Origin of the sequence: Klebsiella sp. A52, from assembly GCF_018388785.1 — a bacterium.
GTDB lineage: Bacteria > Pseudomonadota > Gammaproteobacteria > Enterobacterales > Enterobacteriaceae > Klebsiella > Klebsiella aerogenes.
The window spans coordinates 539852-557124 of sequence record NZ_CP074437.1 but is presented as its reverse complement, the minus strand read 5'-3'; the positions used below and the strand labels follow the sequence as shown (position 1 = coordinate 557124).

Below are 17273 nucleotides of genomic sequence, written 5' to 3'. Positions count from 1 at the left end.
AGGGATGCATGTCGCATATCAATTACAACCATTTGTACTACTTTTGGCACGTCTACCGTGAAGGCTCGGTCGTCGGCGCCGCCGAGGCGCTCTATTTGACGCCGCAGACGATCACCGGGCAAATAAAAGCGCTGGAAGAGCGACTGCAGGGAAAGCTCTTTAAACGCAAAGGGCGAGGTCTGGAACCGAGCGAATTGGGTGAGCTGGTATTTCGCTACGCGGATCGCATGTTTACGCTGAGCCAGGAGATGCTCGATATCGTCAATTACCGCAAAGAGTCGAACCTGCTATTTGATGTCGGCGTCGCCGATGCGCTTTCCAAGCGGTTAGTGAGCGGCGTGCTGGATGCGGCAGTAGTGGAAGATGAGCAAATTCATTTGCGCTGTTTTGAATCCACCCACGAGATGCTGCTGGAGCAACTGAGCCAGCATAAGCTGGATATGATTATCTCCGATTGCCCAATTGACTCTACTCAGCAGGAAGGGCTGTTCTCGGTGAAAATCGGCGAGTGCGGGGTCAGCTTCTGGTGTATGAATCCGCCGCCGGAAAAAGCATTTCCCGCCTGTCTTGAGGAGCGTCGCCTGCTTATTCCCGGCCGTCGTTCAATGCTCGGGCGCAAGCTGCTGAACTGGTTTAATTCGCAGGGGCTACAGGTGGAAATTCTCGGCGAGTTCGACGATGCGGCGCTCATGAAAGCCTTCGGCGCGGCGCATAACGCGATTTTTGTGGCGCCAACCCTCTATGCTCACGATTTTTATGCCGATGAGTCGATTGTGGAAATCGGGCGCATGGAGAACGTGATGGAGGAGTATCACGCTATTTTTGCCGAACGAATGATTCAGCATCCTGCGGTACAGCGTATCTGCAATCGCGATTATTCATCGCTGTTTGCGCAGCCGCAAAGTTAAGCGCGACTATGGCCGACAGAGGTCGGCCCAGACGAACAACAGACATAAAAAAACCCGCTTTCGCGGGTTTCTTTAACAAAGTTCAGCAAGCGGGCGATTAAGCCAGTTTGTTGATCTGTGCAGTCAGGTTTGCTTTATGACGCGCAGCTTTGTTTTTGTGGATCAGACCTTTAGCAGCCTGACGGTCCACGATTGGTTGCATTTCGTTAAATGCTTTCAGTGCAGCAGCTTTGTCGCCAGCTTCGATAGCTGCGTATACTTTCTTGATGAAAGTACGCATCATAGAGCGACGGCTTGCGTTGTGCTTGCGAGCCTTTTCAGACTGAACGGCGCGCTTCTTAGCTGATTTGATATTAGCCAAGGTCCAACTCCCAAATGTGTTCTATATGGACAATTCAAAGGCCGAGGAATATGCCCGTTTAGCCTTCTTTTGTCAATGGATTTGTGCAAATAAGCGCCGTTTAAGATAACGAGGCTTCATTACGTAGTGATGGCGCAAGATTCTACCAGCTTGTTGTAGTCGAATACAGTCTTTCCACCATAAAAATCGACGGCCGCGTATAGTTTTTCCTGCATTCTTACGCTGAGTGAATGAATTAGCAGGATCTTTCGTAATCGAGGTGCAATCGCTGGTTAACGTCGCCTGTTGTACAAGGTATACTCGGACGATTTTCACTGTTTTGAGCCAGACATGAAGCTGATACGCGGCATACATAATCTCAGTCAGGCCCCGCACGGGTGCGTGCTGACCATTGGAAATTTCGACGGCGTGCATCGCGGGCATCAGGCGCTGCTGCAGCGCCTGCGCGCAGAGGGCCGCCAGCTCGGTCTGCCGGTTGTGGTGATGATTTTTGAGCCGCAGCCGCTGGAGCTGTTTGCCGCCGATAAAGCGCCGGCGCGGATCACGCGGCTGCGTGAAAAGCTGGGTTACCTGGCGGAAAGCGGCGTCGACTACGTGCTGTGTGTCCGTTTCGACCGGCGTTTCGCCGCGTTGACGGCGCAAGATTTTATCAGCGAACTGCTGGTGCGCCAGCTTGGCGTGCAGTTCCTTGCTGTGGGGGATGATTTCCGCTTTGGCGCTGGTCGTCAGGGGGATTTCTTGTTATTACAGAAGGCCGGGGCGGAGTACGGTTTTGACGTCACCAGCACTCAGACCTTCTGTGAAGGCGGCGTACGTATTAGCAGCACCGCGGTGCGTCAGGCGCTGGCCGACGATGACCTCGCGCAGGCGGAAAACCTGCTGGGGCATCCGTTTACCATCTCTGGTCGCGTCGTCCACGGCGATGAGCTGGGGCGCACCATAGGTTTCCCGACGGCGAACTTACCGCTGCGTCGTCAGGTTTCCCCGGTTAAAGGGGTCTTTGCGGTAGAAGTGGCAGGGCTCGGCGATAAGCCATTACCCGGCGTCGCCAACATTGGCACTCGTCCAACGGTCTCCGGCGTGCGGCAGCAGCTGGAAGTTCACCTTCTGGACGTTGTAATGGACCTCTACGGTCGCCATATAGATGTAATACTGCGTAAAAAAATACGTAACGAGCAGCGTTTTGCGTCGCTGGATGAGCTAAAAGCGCAAATCGCACGAGATGAGTTAACGGCCCGCGAGTACTTTGGGCTCACCAGGCAGGGATAATCCTACTGGTATTTATCAAACCGAAATAACGGAACCGAGAATCTGATGAGTGACTATAAATCCACCCTGAATTTGCCGGAAACAGGGTTCCCGATGCGTGGCGATCTCGCCAAACGCGAACCGGGAATGCTGGCGCGTTGGACCGATGATGACCTGTACGGCATCATCCGTGCGGCGAAAAAAGGCAAAAAAACCTTCATTCTGCATGATGGCCCTCCTTATGCGAATGGCAGCATTCATATTGGTCACTCGGTTAACAAGATTCTGAAAGACATTATCGTTAAGTCCAAAGGACTGACGGGTTTTGACTCGCCGTACGTTCCGGGTTGGGACTGCCACGGTCTGCCGATCGAACTGAAAGTCGAGCAGCAATACGGTAAGCCGGGCGAGAAATTCACCGCCGCAGAATTCCGCGCCAAGTGCCGTGAATATGCCGCCGAGCAGATCGACGGCCAGCGTAAAGACTTTATCCGCCTGGGCGTACTGGGCGACTGGTCGCGTCCGTACCTGACCATGGACTTCAAAACTGAAGCCAATATCATCCGCGCGCTGGGTAAAATCATCGGCAACGGTCACCTGCATAAAGGCGCTAAGCCGGTTCACTGGTGCGTTGACTGCCGTTCCGCGCTGGCGGAAGCGGAAGTTGAGTATTATGACAAAACGTCTCCGTCTATCGATGTGGCGTTCCACGCGGTAGATAAAGCCGCGGTACTGGCCAAATTCGGCGTAGTCGACGCCACTGGCCCGGTTTCGCTGGTTATCTGGACCACAACGCCGTGGACCCTGCCGGCTAACCGCGCCATCTCTCTGTCGCCTGAGTTCGACTATGCGCTGGTGCAGGTTGACGGTCAGGCGCTGATCCTGGCGAAAGACCTGGTTGAAAGCGTGATGCAGCGCATTGGCGTGGCGGATTACACCATCCTGGCGGCGGTACAAGGTTCCGAACTTGAACTGATGCGCTTCAAGCATCCGTTCCTCGATTTTGACGTGCCGGCTATCCTTGGCGACCACGTGACGTTGGACGCGGGTACCGGTGCGGTGCATACCGCCGGCGGCCACGGTCCGGACGACTACACTATCAGCCAGAAATACGGTCTGGAAATCGCCAACCCGGTTGGCCCGGACGGTTCTTACCTGCCAGGTACTTACCCGTCTCTGGACGGTATCAACGTCTTCAAAGCCAACGACATCATCGTTGAGATGCTGCGTGACAGCGGCGCGCTGCTGCACGTGGAAAAAATGCAGCACAGCTATCCGTGCTGCTGGCGCCACAAATCGCCGATCATCTTCCGCGCCACCCCGCAGTGGTTCGTCAGCATGGATCAGAAAGGCCTGCGCGCGCAGTCTCTGAAAGAGATCAAGGGCGTGCAGTGGATCCCGGACTGGGGCCAGGCGCGTATCGAATCGATGGTAGCCAACCGTCCTGACTGGTGTATCTCCCGTCAGCGTACCTGGGGCGTGCCGATGTCGCTGTTCGTGCATAAAGAAACTCACGAACTGCATCCGCGTACCCTCGAACTGATGGAAGAAGTGGCGAAACGCGTTGAAGTTGACGGCATCCAGGCATGGTGGGATCTCGATTCCCGCGACATCCTGGGCGATGACGCCGACAGCTATGAAAAAGTGCCGGATACCCTCGACGTGTGGTTTGACTCCGGGTCTACCCACTCTTCGGTGGTTGATGTGCGTCCGGAATTCGCCGGTCACGCCGCGGACATGTATCTGGAAGGCTCCGATCAGCATCGCGGCTGGTTCATGTCTTCGCTGATGATCTCCACGGCGATGAAAGGCAAAGCGCCATATCGTCAGGTACTGACCCACGGCTTCACCGTCGACGGTCAGGGCCGCAAAATGTCCAAGTCTATCGGTAACACCGTTAGCCCGCAGGACGTGATGAACAAACTGGGCGCCGATATTCTGCGTCTGTGGGTGGCTTCCACCGACTACACCGGCGAAATGGCGGTCTCCGATGAGATCCTCAAACGCGCCGCGGACAGCTATCGTCGTATCCGTAACACCGCGCGCTTCCTGCTGGCGAACCTTAACGGTTTCGATCCGGCAAAAGACATGGTCAAACCGGAAGAGATGGTCGTTCTGGATCGCTGGGCGGTCGGCTGCGCGCAGGCGGCTCAGGAAGATATCCTCAAAGCCTACGAATCCTACGACTTCCACGAAGTGGTACAGCGCCTGATGCGCTTCTGCTCCATCGAGATGGGTTCGTTCTACCTCGATATTATCAAGGACCGCCAGTACACCGCGAAAGCGGACAGCGTGGCGCGCCGCAGCTGCCAGACCGCGCTGTTCCACATTGTGGAAGCGTTGGTGCGCTGGATGGCGCCGATCATGTCCTTCACCGCGGACGAAATCTGGGGCTACCTGCCGGGCGAGCGTGAAAAATACGTCTTTACCGGCGAGTGGTATGAAGGCCTGTTCGGCCTGGCCGACGACGAAGCGATGAACGACGGTTTCTGGGATGAACTGCTGAAAGTGCGCGGCGAAGTCAACAAGGTGATTGAGCAGGCGCGTGCGGACAAGAAAGTTGGCGGTTCTCTGGAAGCGGCGGTTACGCTGTATGCCGATGCCGAACTGGCGGCCAAGCTCAACGCGCTGGGCGAAGAATTGCGATTTGTCCTGTTGACCTCCGGCGCTAACGTTGCCGATTATGCACAGGCGCCGGCTGATGCCTGGCAGAGCGATCTGCTGAAAGGGCTGAAAGTGGTCCTGAGCAAAGCCGAAGGCGAGAAATGCCCACGCTGCTGGCATTACACCAGCGACGTCGGCAAGGTGGCGGAACACGCGGAAATCTGCGGTCGCTGTGTCAGTAACGTCGCCGGTGACGGCGAGCAACGTAAATTCGCCTGATGAGTAAATCGATCTGTTCAACGGGGCTACGCTGGATGTGGGTCGTCGTAGCCGTGCTGATTATCGATCTGGGCAGCAAATTCCTGATCCTCCAGAACTTCGCTCTGGGGGAGACGGTATCGCTGTTTCCATCGCTTAATCTGCATTATGCGCGCAACTACGGCGCGGCTTTTAGCTTCCTCGCCGATAGCGGCGGCTGGCAGCGCTGGTTCTTCGCCGGGATTGCGGTCGGCATCTGTGTGGTGTTGACGGTGCTGATGTACCGTTCGAAGGCGACGCAAAAGCTGAACAACATTGCCTACGCGCTGATCATTGGCGGCGCGTTAGGGAATTTGTTCGACCGCCTGTGGCACGGCTTTGTGGTCGATATGATCGACTTTTACGTCGGCGACTGGCATTTCGCCACCTTCAACCTTGCCGATAGCGCCATCTGCATCGGCGCGGCGCTGATTGTGCTGGAAGGCTTCTTGCCTTCCAGTGATAAAAAAACAGCATAAAAAATTGCCGGATGGCGACGCTAAAGCGTCTTATCCGGCCTACAGTATACATCGGCCCTTGTTGCCCGGTAAGCGCAGCGCCACCGGGCAAACAAGCGGCGGTAATGTAAAAGAGCAAACCTGCATGTCTAACTCTGTACAGAGCAACAGCGCGGTGCTGGTGCACTTCACGCTAAAACTGGATGATGGCTCCACCGCCGAGTCCACGCGCGGCAACGGTAAACCGGCGCTGTTTCGTCTCGGCGACGCCTCGCTTTCCGAAGGGCTGGAACAGCATCTGCTGGGGTTGAAAGCCGGCGATAAAACCACTTTCTCGCTGGAACCTGACGCCGCCTTTGGCGTACCTAGCCCGGATCTGATCCAGTACTTCTCTCGCCGCGAGTTTATCGACGCCGGCGAGCCGGAAATCGGCGCGATTATGCTCTTTACCGCAATGGATGGCAGCGAAATGCCCGGTGTGATCCGCGAAGTGAACGGCGACTCTATTACCGTTGATTTCAACCATCCGCTGGCCGGGCGCACCGTTCATTTTGATATTGAAGTGCTGGAAGTCGATCCGGCGCTGGAGGGGTAAGATGCAGATCCTGTTGGCTAACCCGCGCGGTTTTTGCGCCGGCGTTGACCGCGCTATCAGCATTGTCGAAAACGCGCTGACGCTGTACGGCGCGCCAATCTACGTTCGTCACGAAGTCGTCCATAACCGCTACGTCGTCGATAGCCTGCGTCAGCGTGGAGCGATTTTTATCGAACAGATTAGCGAAGTGCCGGACGGCGCGATCCTGATTTTCTCTGCTCACGGCGTTTCACAGGCGGTACGCAATGAAGCGAAGAGTCGTGACCTGACGGTTTTCGACGCCACCTGTCCGCTGGTGACCAAAGTCCATATGGAAGTCGCCCGTGCCAGCCGCCGCGGCGAAGAGTCGATTCTGATCGGCCACGCCGGGCATCCGGAAGTTGAAGGCACCATGGGTCAGTACAATAACCCGGAAGGGGGCATGTACCTGGTTGAGTCGCCGGAAGATGTGCTGACGCTGGAAGTGAAAAACGATGCCCGACTGTCGTTTATGACTCAGACCACGCTCTCCGTCGACGATACTTCTGACGTTATCGACGCGCTGCGCGAGCGCTTCCCGAAAATCGTCGGCCCGCGTAAAGACGATATTTGTTACGCCACGACTAACCGTCAGGAAGCCGTACGCGCGCTGGCGGAACAGGCTGACGTGGTGCTGGTGGTCGGTTCGAAAAACTCCTCTAACTCTAACCGTCTGGCCGAACTGGCGCAGCGGATGGGGAAAGCGGCTTATCTTATCGACGATGCCACCGATATTCAGGAACAGTGGGTGAAATCCGCTGCCTGCGTTGGGGTAACGGCGGGCGCATCGGCCCCGGATATCCTGGTGCAGAACGTGATTGCCCGCCTGCAGGAGCTGGGCGGCGGCGAAGCGGTGCCGCTGGAAGGCCGTGAAGAGAATATCGTTTTTGAAGTACCGAAAGAGCTGCGTGTGGATGTCCGTGAAGTAGAGTAAGTTCTTTCATCCATCAGTATGAGAAGATGCCAGACTTAACGTCTGGCATTTTTTTTGGGAGAAAACCATGCGCTTACCGATTATTCTCGACACCGATCCGGGTATTGACGACGCGGCGGCGATCGCCGCCGCGCTCTTCTCACCGCAGCTGGATTTGCAACTCATGACGACGGTCGCGGGTAATGTCTCGGTGGAGAAGACGACCCGCAATGCGCTGCAGTTGCTGCATTTCTGGAATGCTGATGTACCACTGGCGCAAGGGGCATCGATGCCGCTGGTGCGTCCGCTGCGCGATGCCGCCTCGGTGCACGGCGAATCCGGCATGGAGGGCTATGATTTCGTCGAGCATAACCGCCAGCCGCTGGCTAAACCGGCTTTTCAGGCAATTCGCGATGCGCTGATGCACGCGCCGGAACCCGTGACACTGGTGGCCATCGGCCCGCTAACCAATATTGCTCTGCTGATTACGCAGTATCCTGAGTGCCTGTTTAATATTCGTCGACTGGTGCTGATGGGCGGCTCGGCCGGTCGCGGCAACTTTACCCCTAACGCCGAGTTTAATATCGCCATCGATCCGGAAGCCGCCGCGAAAGTCTTCCAGAGTGGGTTGGACATTGTGATGTGCGGACTGGATGTCACCAATAAGGCGCTGCTGAGTGCGGACTATCTGGCAACCCTGCCGACGCTCAATCAAACCGGTAAAATGCTTCATGCGCTGTTTAGCCACTATCGCAGCGGCAGTATGAGCGGCGGCCTGAGAATGCACGATCTCTGCGCTATCGCGTGGTTGGTTCGCCCGGATCTATTTACGCTCAAACCCTGCTTTGTAGCGGTGGAGACGCAGGGGACCTGGACGGCCGGCACCACCGTGGTGGATATCGAAGGGCGTTTGGGACAACCGGCCAACGCCCAAGTGGCGCTGGATTTGGATATCACTGGTTTTCAACGTTGGGCGGCGGAGGTTTTCGCTCTCGCGCCGTGACAGGTAAAGCTAGTGTGAATCGACCACATTACACCATAACTCGCTCGCTTCATCCGTCCACATGAGTAGCAATAATGAAGCGAAGCGTTCAGCCGCCGCGGAAAGAGGACGGTTTTTAACGCGAATCATACCAAGCGTGCGCCTGATGACCGGTTCAACCAGCGGCACGCTGACGACAGCGCTGTTAGCGTGATGCGGCATGGCCAGGCAGGGCAGAGCCGATATGCCAAGCCCCGCCTCGACCAGACCCAGAGAGGTGGATAAATGTCTGACTTCGTAAAACCAATCTAACCTCCACGGTTTATCCTGCAGGCAACTTTCAATAAGTTGCCGATTACCGCTTGAGCGTCTGACGCCTATTAATCTCTGCGAGACGAGCTCGCGCCATTCCACTAATTTTTTACTGGCGAGCGGATGATCCTGCCGGCAAGCCAGCACGAAGGGTTCGTTGACCAGCGGGCTAAATTCGATGTCGGGATGTGTGATGAAGTTCATATTTATTCCAAAATCGACTTCGCCTTTTCTCACCGAAGTCATGCAATTTTCTATACCTTGTTCATAAATTCGAACTTTGATGTGGGGATAGCGCTGATTAAATTGAACGATAGCACGTGGTAAAAAATAAAATACCGCCGTCGGGATACAAGAAAGCGTTACCGTATCATGCACATTCGAAGTCAGATTGCTGATGTTGAAAATGGCGGCATCTAGGCTGGCAATCAGTGATTTCGCTTTAGGAAGAAGCATTTGTCCTGCCTGGGTGAGCATGATTTTTCGGGTGGTTCGTTCGAAAAGCGGGGTATTAAGATTACTTTCTATTTTCTGTATTTTTCGGGTTAGGGCGGGTTGCGTCAGGTTAAGTACTTCAGCGGCTTTGCTAAATGAACCCAGTTCGGCAACAGTGACAAAGGCTTTCATACCGGATAGTTCATTGTTCATTGTTACTCCGTAATCTGAGATGAATTATTAATATGTAGAATGGCCTTGTTAATTATTACCGTGCCGATAGTTATTATTAATGTTTTGTAGGTATAAGTCTTATTTTCATATTTTATCAATCACTATCCGCCTTGCAAGTAGAATCAGATGGTGAACGGTTGTGCGATTAATGAATAATAAAGTAAATAAAAAACTTTAAATACATTAAGTTCATTAAATTCAAGCCCCGTTTATTTATTCTTTTTCTTCTATATTTGTAAGGAGCGTGTTATGAAACAAATTCCGTGTGTTCTCATGCGTGGAGGAACGTCAAAAGGGGCTTTCCTTTTAGCGGATGATCTACCTGAAGATATTCAAAAACGTGATGAGGCGTTATTAACCATCATGGGTTCAGGCCATGAACTGGAAATTGATGGTATTGGCGGTGGTAGCCCGCAAACCAGTAAAGTGGCTATTGTCAGTCAATCGTCCAGCCCACAAGCAGACATTGACTATTTATTTGTGCAGGTCATTGTCAATGAACGGCGGGTCGATACCACGCCTAATTGCGGTAATATGCTGTGCGCGGTAGGTGGATTTGCTATCGAAAAAGGTCTCATCGCGGCGAGTTCACCGGTAACGCGGGTGCGTATCAGAAACGTAAATACCAATACCTTTGTCGATGCTGACATTCAAACACCGAACGGCCAGGTCGTTTATGAAGGGAATACCCATATTGATGGCGTTCCCGGGCAGGCGGCTCCCGTTGCTCTGACATTTCTAAACGCCGCCGGGGCGAAGTCGGGCCAACTTTTCCCCACCGGTAACCGGGTCGATATTTTTGATGATATTCGCGTCACGTGTATTGATATGGCGATGCCGATGGTGATTATCCCTGCACACAGTCTCGGTAAAACCGGATATGAATCTGCTGCTGAATTAGACAAGGACAGTGCATTTTTCCAGCGTCTTGAATCTATACGTCAACAAGCTGGCGCGGCAATGGGGTTTGGCGATGTATCCAACATGGTTATACCTAAACCGGTACTGGTTGCTCCACCGCAACACGGCGGAACAATGAGCGTGCGTTATTTCATGCCCCACAGCTGCCATAAGTCTCTGGCGATTACGGGTGCTATCGGTCTGGCGAGTTCTTGTGTTATCGCCGACACCGTGGTTAATGAGCTTACGCGAATGTCTGGTGAAGGATTAATTAGCGTTGAACACCCTAGCGGCAGCATTGAGGTGAACTTAAGTAACGCGAATGGAAATCCTGAAAATATTCGCGCATCGGTTATTCGTACCGCACGTAAGATTCTTTCTGGCATGGTTTATCTCCCTGAATAACTTAATCAGTGTTCTTCTATAATTTTATTCAGGTAAGGGATCGAAATGGATAAAAAAACAGTATGCAAGCTATTAGTGCTTGTCGCCATCCCATTGCTTATTAGTCTATTTCCGGCTCCAGCGGGATTGACCAAACTGGCTTGGGTGCTATCAGGGATTTATCTGGCGGCGATTGTTGGTTTGGTTATTAAGCCGTTTTCTGAACCGGTAATATTGTTAGTCGCTGTCGCCACATCAATGGTCGTTATTGGTAATTTAGGTGATGGCGTAATAAAATCATCGAGTGTATTAAGTGGCTATGCATCGGGAACTACCTGGCTGGTTTTCTCAGCGTTTACCTTAAGTGCTGCCTTTGTTATTACTGGTTTAGGTAAGCGGATTGCTTATATTCTTATTGGCAAGATAGGGAGTACCACGCTTGGCTTAGGCTATGTTACCGCCTTTCTTGATCTCATCCTTTCCCCCGCGACACCGTCGAATACGGCTCGCGCCGGCGGTATCGTCTTACCTATCATCAATAGCGTGGCTGTTGCGTTAGGCTCGGAACCGGAGCATACGGCAAAACGCGTTGGCCATTATTTGATGATTAACGTCTATATGGTTACCAAAACGACCAGTTATATGTTCTTTACCGCAATGGCTGGGAATATACTGGCGCTCAAAATGATTGAAGATATTTGTCATATCAAATTGAGCTGGGGCGGATGGGCATTAGCCGGAATATTACCTGGCATTATTATGCTGTTATTAACACCGCTCATTACCTATAAGTTATATCCACCAGAGTTAAAGAAAGTGGATAATAAGGCAATTGCCAAAGAGGGTCTTGAGTCTTTAGGGCCGATGACCTTACGTGAAAAAATGCTCTCCTGCCTGTTTGTCATGGCATTAGCCGGTTGGGTATTTAGTAAGTCGCTTGGCGTTAACGAATCAACGGTAGCTATTTGTGTCATGGCATTGATGCTGGTGTTAAAAATCGTCACCTGGGATGATGTGATAAAAAATAAAGGGGGATGGAATACCCTGATTTGGTACGGCGGGATCATTGGCTTGAGTTCACTATTATCTAAAGTGGGCTTTTTCTTGTGGTTAGCTGAATTGCTGAAGGACAATATATCGTTTGGCACTCATAGCACGCTGGCTTTTGTCGTTATCGTAGCATTAAGTATATTAGTGCGTTATTTCTTCGCCTCCGGCAGCGCTTATATTGTGGCGATGGTCCCGGTCTTCGCTATGTTGGCGAATGTTTCCGGTGCGCCAGTGATGTTAACCGCATTAGCCCTGCTGTTTAGTAATTCGTATGGCGGTATGGTCACCCATTATGGCGGGGCCGCTGGCCCGGTGATATTTGGCGTTGGTTATAATGATATTAAATCGTGGTGGATTGTCGGCGGTATATTGGCGCTGCTGACGTTCATCCTGCATATCACCATCGGGGTATGGTGGTGGGAGTTATTAATGTACTGGAAGGTAATCTAATAAATTAAATCTTGATTTTGACCTTTTTTATAATCTGCGTTCATGGAACAAGGATATATTTTAAAAACGCTAAATGGAGTGTCGCATTTTTATGTCTCCAGTAACAATTACATTGTCACTATTGTTATTTTCAATTGTGATGTTTATTTGGGAGAAGATCCCGCTGGCGGCGACCGCGATGATCGTATGCATTGTCCTGGTCGTAACCGGCGTGTTTGATGTGAAAACGGCCTTCTCGGGGTTTATTAACCAGAATGTCATTTTATTTGTCGCCATGTTTGTGGTTGGCGGCGCCTTATTCGAAACTGGCGTCACAGATAAAATTGGAGGAATAGTTACCCGTTACGCACGCTCGGAGAAGCAACTCATCGTTATTATCATGTTGGTTTGCGGAATACTCTCCGGCTTTCTGTCTAACACGGGAACGGCCGCGGTACTGATCCCCGTAGTTATCGGCGCCGCGGTGAAGTCTGGCTATGCGCAATCTCGTTTGTTGATGCCATTAGCGTTTGCGTCGGCGCTGGGTGGAAACTTATCGCTTATTGGCTCGCCGGGTAATTTGATCGCCCAGTCGGCGCTGGAACAAGTCGGGCAACGCTTCGGTTTTTTCGAGTATGCCAAACTGGGTATCCCTATGCTGCTTTGCGGGATCATCTACTTTTTGACAATAGGTTATAAATTGTTACCGGCACAATCTGTGCGTACCGAGGGAAAAGCAGAAAAGAGCAGGAAAGTTGACTGTCCTAAATATAAGCAAGTTATTGCGGTTTTAGTGTTGGTATTTACCGTACTGGGCATGATTTTTGAGAGCGTCATTGGTTTGCCAATTGCAATTATTGGTTCAATTGGCGCCTTATTTTTGGTTATTACGCGAGTGATTACTGAAAAACAGGCCTACCAGTCAATTGACTCACAGACGATTTTTCTGTTTGGCGGTACTTTAGCTTTAGCGAAAGCACTCGAAACCACTGGCGCGGGTGAAATCATGGCCCGTTCTATTATCGATCTGCTGGGTCAACAGGCTTCGCCGTTCTTACTGTTAAGTGCTGTGTTAATCATATCCTGTGTATTAACGAACTTCATGTCGAATACCGCAACAGCGGCCTTGCTGATTCCTATTGGTCTGTCTATTGCGAATTCCATGGGGGCCGATCCGCGAGCGGTGCTAATGGCTATTGTCATTGGTTGTTCATGTGCTTATGCGACCCCGGTGGGGACGCCGGCGAATATGATGATTTTTTCCGCCGGAGGATATCGGTTTATGGATTATGTCAGGGTCGGATTACCGCTGATTATTATATCTGTGGTGGTGAGCTTTATTTTACTGCCGATATTTTTTCCTTTCTATTCGTAATAATACGGATAAAAGCATCGCCTAATTATTTAATCTATCTGAAGGACACAAGTCATGATTAAATTACATGATAGTGGGGTATATTTATCCCATCAGCATGGGATTATCCCAGAACAGGAATGCGCCAATCCTGTCGCCAAAGAGATTGCACGAAAGGGAACCATAGCATGGTCAATTTTGTCATCTCATAGCCACTCGGGAGATGAACAGAAATTAAAAATTAAATTTGATTCTATGACCTCCCATGACCTTACCTTTGTTGGCATCATCCAGACGGCAAAAGCCTCCGGCATGACCCGCTTTCCATTGCCGTATGTTTTAACCAACTGCCACAATTCACTTTGTGCGGTGGGAGGAACCATTAACAGCGACGATCATATTTTTGGTCTCACTTCCGCGCAGAAATATGGCGGGATTTACGTTCCGCCACATATTTCGGTTATTCACCAGTATATGCGTGAAATGATGGCTGGTAGCGGCCAAATGATACTGGGATCGGATAGTCATACGCGTTATGGCGCGCTGGGGACGATGGCCGTCGGTGAAGGCGGCGGTGAGCTAGTTAAACAACTGCTGGGAAACACCTGGGATATTGATTATCCCGATGTCGTCGCGGTGTATTTAACTGGCAAACCTGCCGCTGGCGTTGGCCCTCAGGATATTGCGCTGGCATTAATCGGCGCGGTATTCAAAAACGGTTATGTGAAGAACAAAGTGATGGAATTCGTTGGTCCCGGCGTGGCCAGTATGTCGACCGACTATCGAAACAGTATTGATGTCATGACTACTGAGACGACCTGCTTATCCTCTATCTGGCAGACCGATGAAGAGACGCGGCATTTTTTACGCCTTCATGGTAGAGAGAAAGATTATCGTGCGCTGTCAGCAAAAGAGATGGCCTACTACGATGGTTGTATCGAAATCGATTTAAGTACCATCAAGCCGATGATCGCGCTACCGTTTCATCCAGCCAATGTCTATGAAATTGATACACTTAATCAGAATTTACCGGACATTTTACGCCAGGTTGAAATTGAAGCTGAGAAAATCTCGCTGGGGCGCGCGAAGCTGTCTCTGTTAGACAAAATAGAGAACGGTAAATTACGCGTTCAGCAGGGTATTATTGCTGGTTGCGCCGGGGGAAACTATGTCAACGTCGTACAGGCGGCGAATGCCCTGAGGCATCACTCCTGTGGCGATAATATTTTCTCGCTTTCCGTTTACCCCTCCTCACAACCGGTGCTGATGGCGTTAACGAAGAAGGGAATGATCAATGACTTAATGAGTGCGGGCGCCATTATTCGTACCGCGTTCTGCGGTCCTTGCTTCGGCGCCGGTGATACCCCGATGCATAATGGCTTAAGTATCCGTCATACGACGCGTAACTTTCCGAACCGTGAAGGTTCCAAGCCGGGAAATGGGCAGATGTCGGCGGTGGCATTGATGGACGCGCGTTCAATTGCCGCGACGGCCGCTAACGGGGGATTGTTAACCTCGGCGGCGGAGCTCGATTGCTGGCATGATGCTCCGGAATATGAATTTGATGTTTCCCCCTATAAAAACCGGGTTTATCAGGGATTCGTTAAAGGCGCTACGCAGCAGCCGCTAATCTATGGCCCGAATATAAAAGATTGGCCGGAAATGAATGCATTAACGGATAATGTTCTGTTAGTGGTCGCCGCAAAGATAATGGATCCGGTAACGACTACCGACGAGCTGATACCGTCAGGGGAAACATCATCGTTTCGTTCGAACCCCCTGGGGCTGGCGGAATTTACGCTCTCCCGTCGCGATCCGCAGTATGTGGGGCGGGCTAAAAAAATTGCCGTTATGGAGCAACAACGCGTTAAGGGTGAAGATCTTTGCCGTTTAAATCCACAGCTGGAAAATATATTTTCCCAGATACGTCTGCTACCGGGTCAGGAAAATATTAGCGCGGCACAGACTGAGATAGGTAGCATGATCTATGCGGTCAAACCCGGTGATGGCTCAGCGCGAGAGCAGGCCGCTAGCTGCCAGCGCGTGCTTGGCGGGCTGGCCAATATTAGCCAGGAGTATGCGACCAAGCGCTATCGTTCCAACGTGATTAACTGGGGGATGCTGCCGCTGCAGATGAAAGAGGCGCCTGATTTCGAGGTCGGCGATTTTATCTATATCCCGGCAATAAAAAGCGCACTAACCGGTGAGTTTAGTGATATCACCGCTTTTGTCGTCAGCGATAATCGACCTGTGAAGCAGATAACGCTTTATATGGAGAAATTAACCTCGTCGGAGCAGGAGATTATTAAGGCCGGTGGTCTTATTAATTATAATAGAAATCAATTAATCCTCGCTAATTAATATCTGGTCATGCTGGCAGTGTTTCTCTGCCAGCAATCTTTTCAACATTAATATGTCGTTTCTTGTGCCAGCACATTAAATTATGCTGAAGCGTTGTTTAGGCTAAGGAGTGTTTGGTTTGAAGGGGGCTCCGATGTGCCCCGCTGTCATTAATTCGTTCTCATGGAGAGAATATCATGACCTATGGACAGGCCTATCTTAAAGGCTGGAAACAGGCTTTTAATTTCGTTGGACGCTCTGACCGCCGTGAGTTCTGGTCATTTTTTCTTATCAACGCCCTGATTGTGGCAACCCCTTTACTCATCTGGTATCTGGCTACGCTTTATGACTACCGGTATGGCGTTTTGAGTCTGTTTCTCTTCCCGTTGGCTTTTGTGCTTCATTTACCGATGATTATCCCAATATTGGCGGTAGGTTTTCGCCGGATGCATGATATTGGCCGCTCTGGTTTCTGGTTTTTACCGGGGATCGTTTTCCCGGTGTTTATTATTTTATCTTTGGCAATGTGCTGCCTGCGTTCAGCGCCGGAACCGTCTCGCTAAGAAAATCAATCATTGCCCGCATTCTGGCGGGCATATGCTTATGCCCCGCCCATAACAGCCACAGATTGCCAGAGTAGCTGCTGATAAACTCCCACTCCGCCAGCACCTGCACGATTTCACCCTTTGCCAGCGCTTCACGGGCGGTAAACAGTGGCAGACTGCCAATCCCCAGATGCTGTTTAACCGCATCAAGACGCACCGCAGTGTGGTTAGCGGCGTAGCGTCCGTACGTCTGCACCGTTTCGTTTTTGCCTTCGCGGCGAAATTTCCAACGCGCGTCGGCGGGCGTTTCGCCAAGACTGATACAGCTATGCGCGCGCAGATCCTGCGGGGTACGCGGCATTCCGTGGCGCTGTAAGTACTCTTTAGTGGCGCAGATGACATGAACGATCGGCATCAGCGGTTTGCCATGCAGTCCAGGGGAAGGGGTATGGGTAATACGCAGCGCGAGATCGATGCCGTCATCAATAAAGTCGAGATCGCGATCTTCTAAACGTAAACAGACGTCAACCTGCGGATAACGGTTGAAAAAGTCGATCATTAGCGGATGGATGACAAAGCGCCCGACGGCTTTTGGTACGCTCAGCGTGAGTTTACCCTGCGCCACCGTCTGGGTACTTCCGGCGCAGTCCATAGCCTGGCGCGCCGCTTCCAGCATTTCCAGCGCATGTTCATACACCGCTTTCCCGGCATCGCTCAGCCGCAGCTTGCGGGTGGTTCGGTGCAACAGTTTGCAGCGCATCTCCTGTTCCAGCCGCGAGACGCTGCGACTGACGGCGGATGGCGTAATCCCGCTCTGACGGGCGACGGCGGAAAAGCTGCCTTGTTCGACAATCTGTACGAAGAGGGCGAGGTCGGGGAGAAGGTTCAGATTCATTTGTGCCCTCA

General features: G+C 51.8%; 15 protein-coding genes. 12 read left to right on the top strand and 3 right to left on the bottom strand.

From position 1 onward, the window contains the following. Positions 1 to 8: 8 nt before the first annotated feature. Positions 9 to 908: a transcriptional activator NhaR gene (gene nhaR, locus KGA69_RS02525; protein WP_045395806.1), complete on the top strand. Its 900-nt coding sequence runs from the start codon at positions 9 to 11 to the stop codon at positions 906 to 908. 97 nt (positions 909 to 1005) lie between these two features. Here the strand turns inward: nhaR and rpsT are convergent, their stop codons facing one another. Further along, positions 1006 to 1269 carry a 30S ribosomal protein S20 gene (gene rpsT, locus KGA69_RS02520; protein WP_001518655.1) on the bottom strand — a complete coding sequence of 88 codons (264 nt, stop codon included), beginning with the start codon at positions 1267 to 1269 and terminating at the stop codon, positions 1006 to 1008. 330 nt (positions 1270 to 1599) lie between these two features. On the opposite strand from rpsT, the gene ribF reads away from it, so the two are divergent. The 6 genes from ribF to rihC all read left to right on the top strand — a co-directional run bounded on the left by ribF (position 1600) and on the right by rihC (position 8405). Further along, complete coding sequence (gene ribF / locus KGA69_RS02515) at positions 1600 to 2538, top strand: bifunctional riboflavin kinase/FAD synthetase (protein WP_045378895.1); 939 nt, start codon at positions 1600 to 1602, stop codon at positions 2536 to 2538. A gap of 45 nt (positions 2539 to 2583) precedes the next feature. After that, the gene (ileS, locus tag KGA69_RS02510; protein WP_213292777.1) at positions 2584 to 5400 is read left to right on the top strand and encodes an isoleucine--tRNA ligase; all 2817 of its coding nucleotides are present in this window, start codon (positions 2584 to 2586) and stop codon (positions 5398 to 5400) included. Beyond that, positions 5400 to 5897 carry a signal peptidase II gene (gene lspA, locus KGA69_RS02505; RefSeq protein WP_213292776.1) on the top strand — a complete coding sequence of 166 codons (498 nt, stop codon included), beginning with the start codon at positions 5400 to 5402 and terminating at the stop codon, positions 5895 to 5897. Before ileS ends, lspA begins: the two co-directional genes overlap by 1 nt. A 124-nt stretch (positions 5898 to 6021) precedes the next feature. Then, entirely contained in the window at positions 6022 to 6471 is a 450-nt protein-coding gene (fkpB, locus tag KGA69_RS02500) for an FKBP-type peptidyl-prolyl cis-trans isomerase (RefSeq protein WP_015368326.1), read from the top strand. 1 nt (position 6472) lies between these two features. Then, the gene (gene ispH, locus KGA69_RS02495) at positions 6473 to 7423 is read left to right on the top strand and encodes a 4-hydroxy-3-methylbut-2-enyl diphosphate reductase (RefSeq protein ID WP_015368325.1); all 951 of its coding nucleotides are present in this window, start codon (positions 6473 to 6475) and stop codon (positions 7421 to 7423) included. A gap of 67 nt (positions 7424 to 7490) precedes the next feature. Next, complete coding sequence (gene rihC / locus KGA69_RS02490; protein ID WP_045395797.1) at positions 7491 to 8405, top strand: ribonucleoside hydrolase RihC; 915 nt, start codon at positions 7491 to 7493, stop codon at positions 8403 to 8405. 9 nt (positions 8406 to 8414) lie between these two features. Here rihC and KGA69_RS02485 read toward each other — a convergent pair whose 3' ends face one another. Beyond that, a complete protein-coding gene (locus tag KGA69_RS02485) occupies positions 8415 to 9344 on the bottom strand; it encodes a LysR family transcriptional regulator (RefSeq protein ID WP_045395794.1) in 930 nt (309 codons plus the stop codon). Between the two features lie 270 nt (positions 9345 to 9614). On the opposite strand from KGA69_RS02485, the gene KGA69_RS02480 reads away from it, so the two are divergent. From KGA69_RS02480 to KGA69_RS02460, 5 genes are all read left to right on the top strand, one after another. Further along, positions 9615 to 10670: a 4-oxalomesaconate tautomerase gene (locus tag KGA69_RS02480; protein WP_045395792.1), complete on the top strand. Its 1056-nt coding sequence runs from the start codon at positions 9615 to 9617 to the stop codon at positions 10668 to 10670. Between the two features lie 45 nt (positions 10671 to 10715). Further along, a complete protein-coding gene (locus tag KGA69_RS02475) occupies positions 10716 to 12149 on the top strand; it encodes an anion permease (RefSeq protein ID WP_045395790.1) in 1434 nt (477 codons plus the stop codon). Positions 12150 to 12240: 91 nt separating this feature from the next. Next, entirely contained in the window at positions 12241 to 13503 is a 1263-nt protein-coding gene (locus tag KGA69_RS02470; RefSeq protein ID WP_047065171.1) for an SLC13 family permease, read from the top strand. Between the two features lie 54 nt (positions 13504 to 13557). Further along, positions 13558 to 15843 carry a hydratase gene (locus KGA69_RS02465; protein ID WP_045395784.1) on the top strand — a complete coding sequence of 762 codons (2286 nt, stop codon included), beginning with the start codon at positions 13558 to 13560 and terminating at the stop codon, positions 15841 to 15843. 176 nt (positions 15844 to 16019) lie between these two features. Next, positions 16020 to 16385, top strand: a complete 366-nt coding sequence (locus tag KGA69_RS02460; RefSeq protein ID WP_047050152.1) for a DUF805 domain-containing protein — start codon at positions 16020 to 16022, stop codon at positions 16383 to 16385. Here the strand turns inward: KGA69_RS02460 and KGA69_RS02455 are convergent. Continuing rightward, the gene (locus tag KGA69_RS02455) at positions 16330 to 17262 is read right to left on the bottom strand and encodes a LysR family transcriptional regulator (protein WP_045395780.1); all 933 of its coding nucleotides are present in this window, start codon (positions 17260 to 17262) and stop codon (positions 16330 to 16332) included. The genes KGA69_RS02460 and KGA69_RS02455 overlap by 56 nt on opposite strands. Positions 17263 to 17273: the final 11 nt, after the last annotated feature.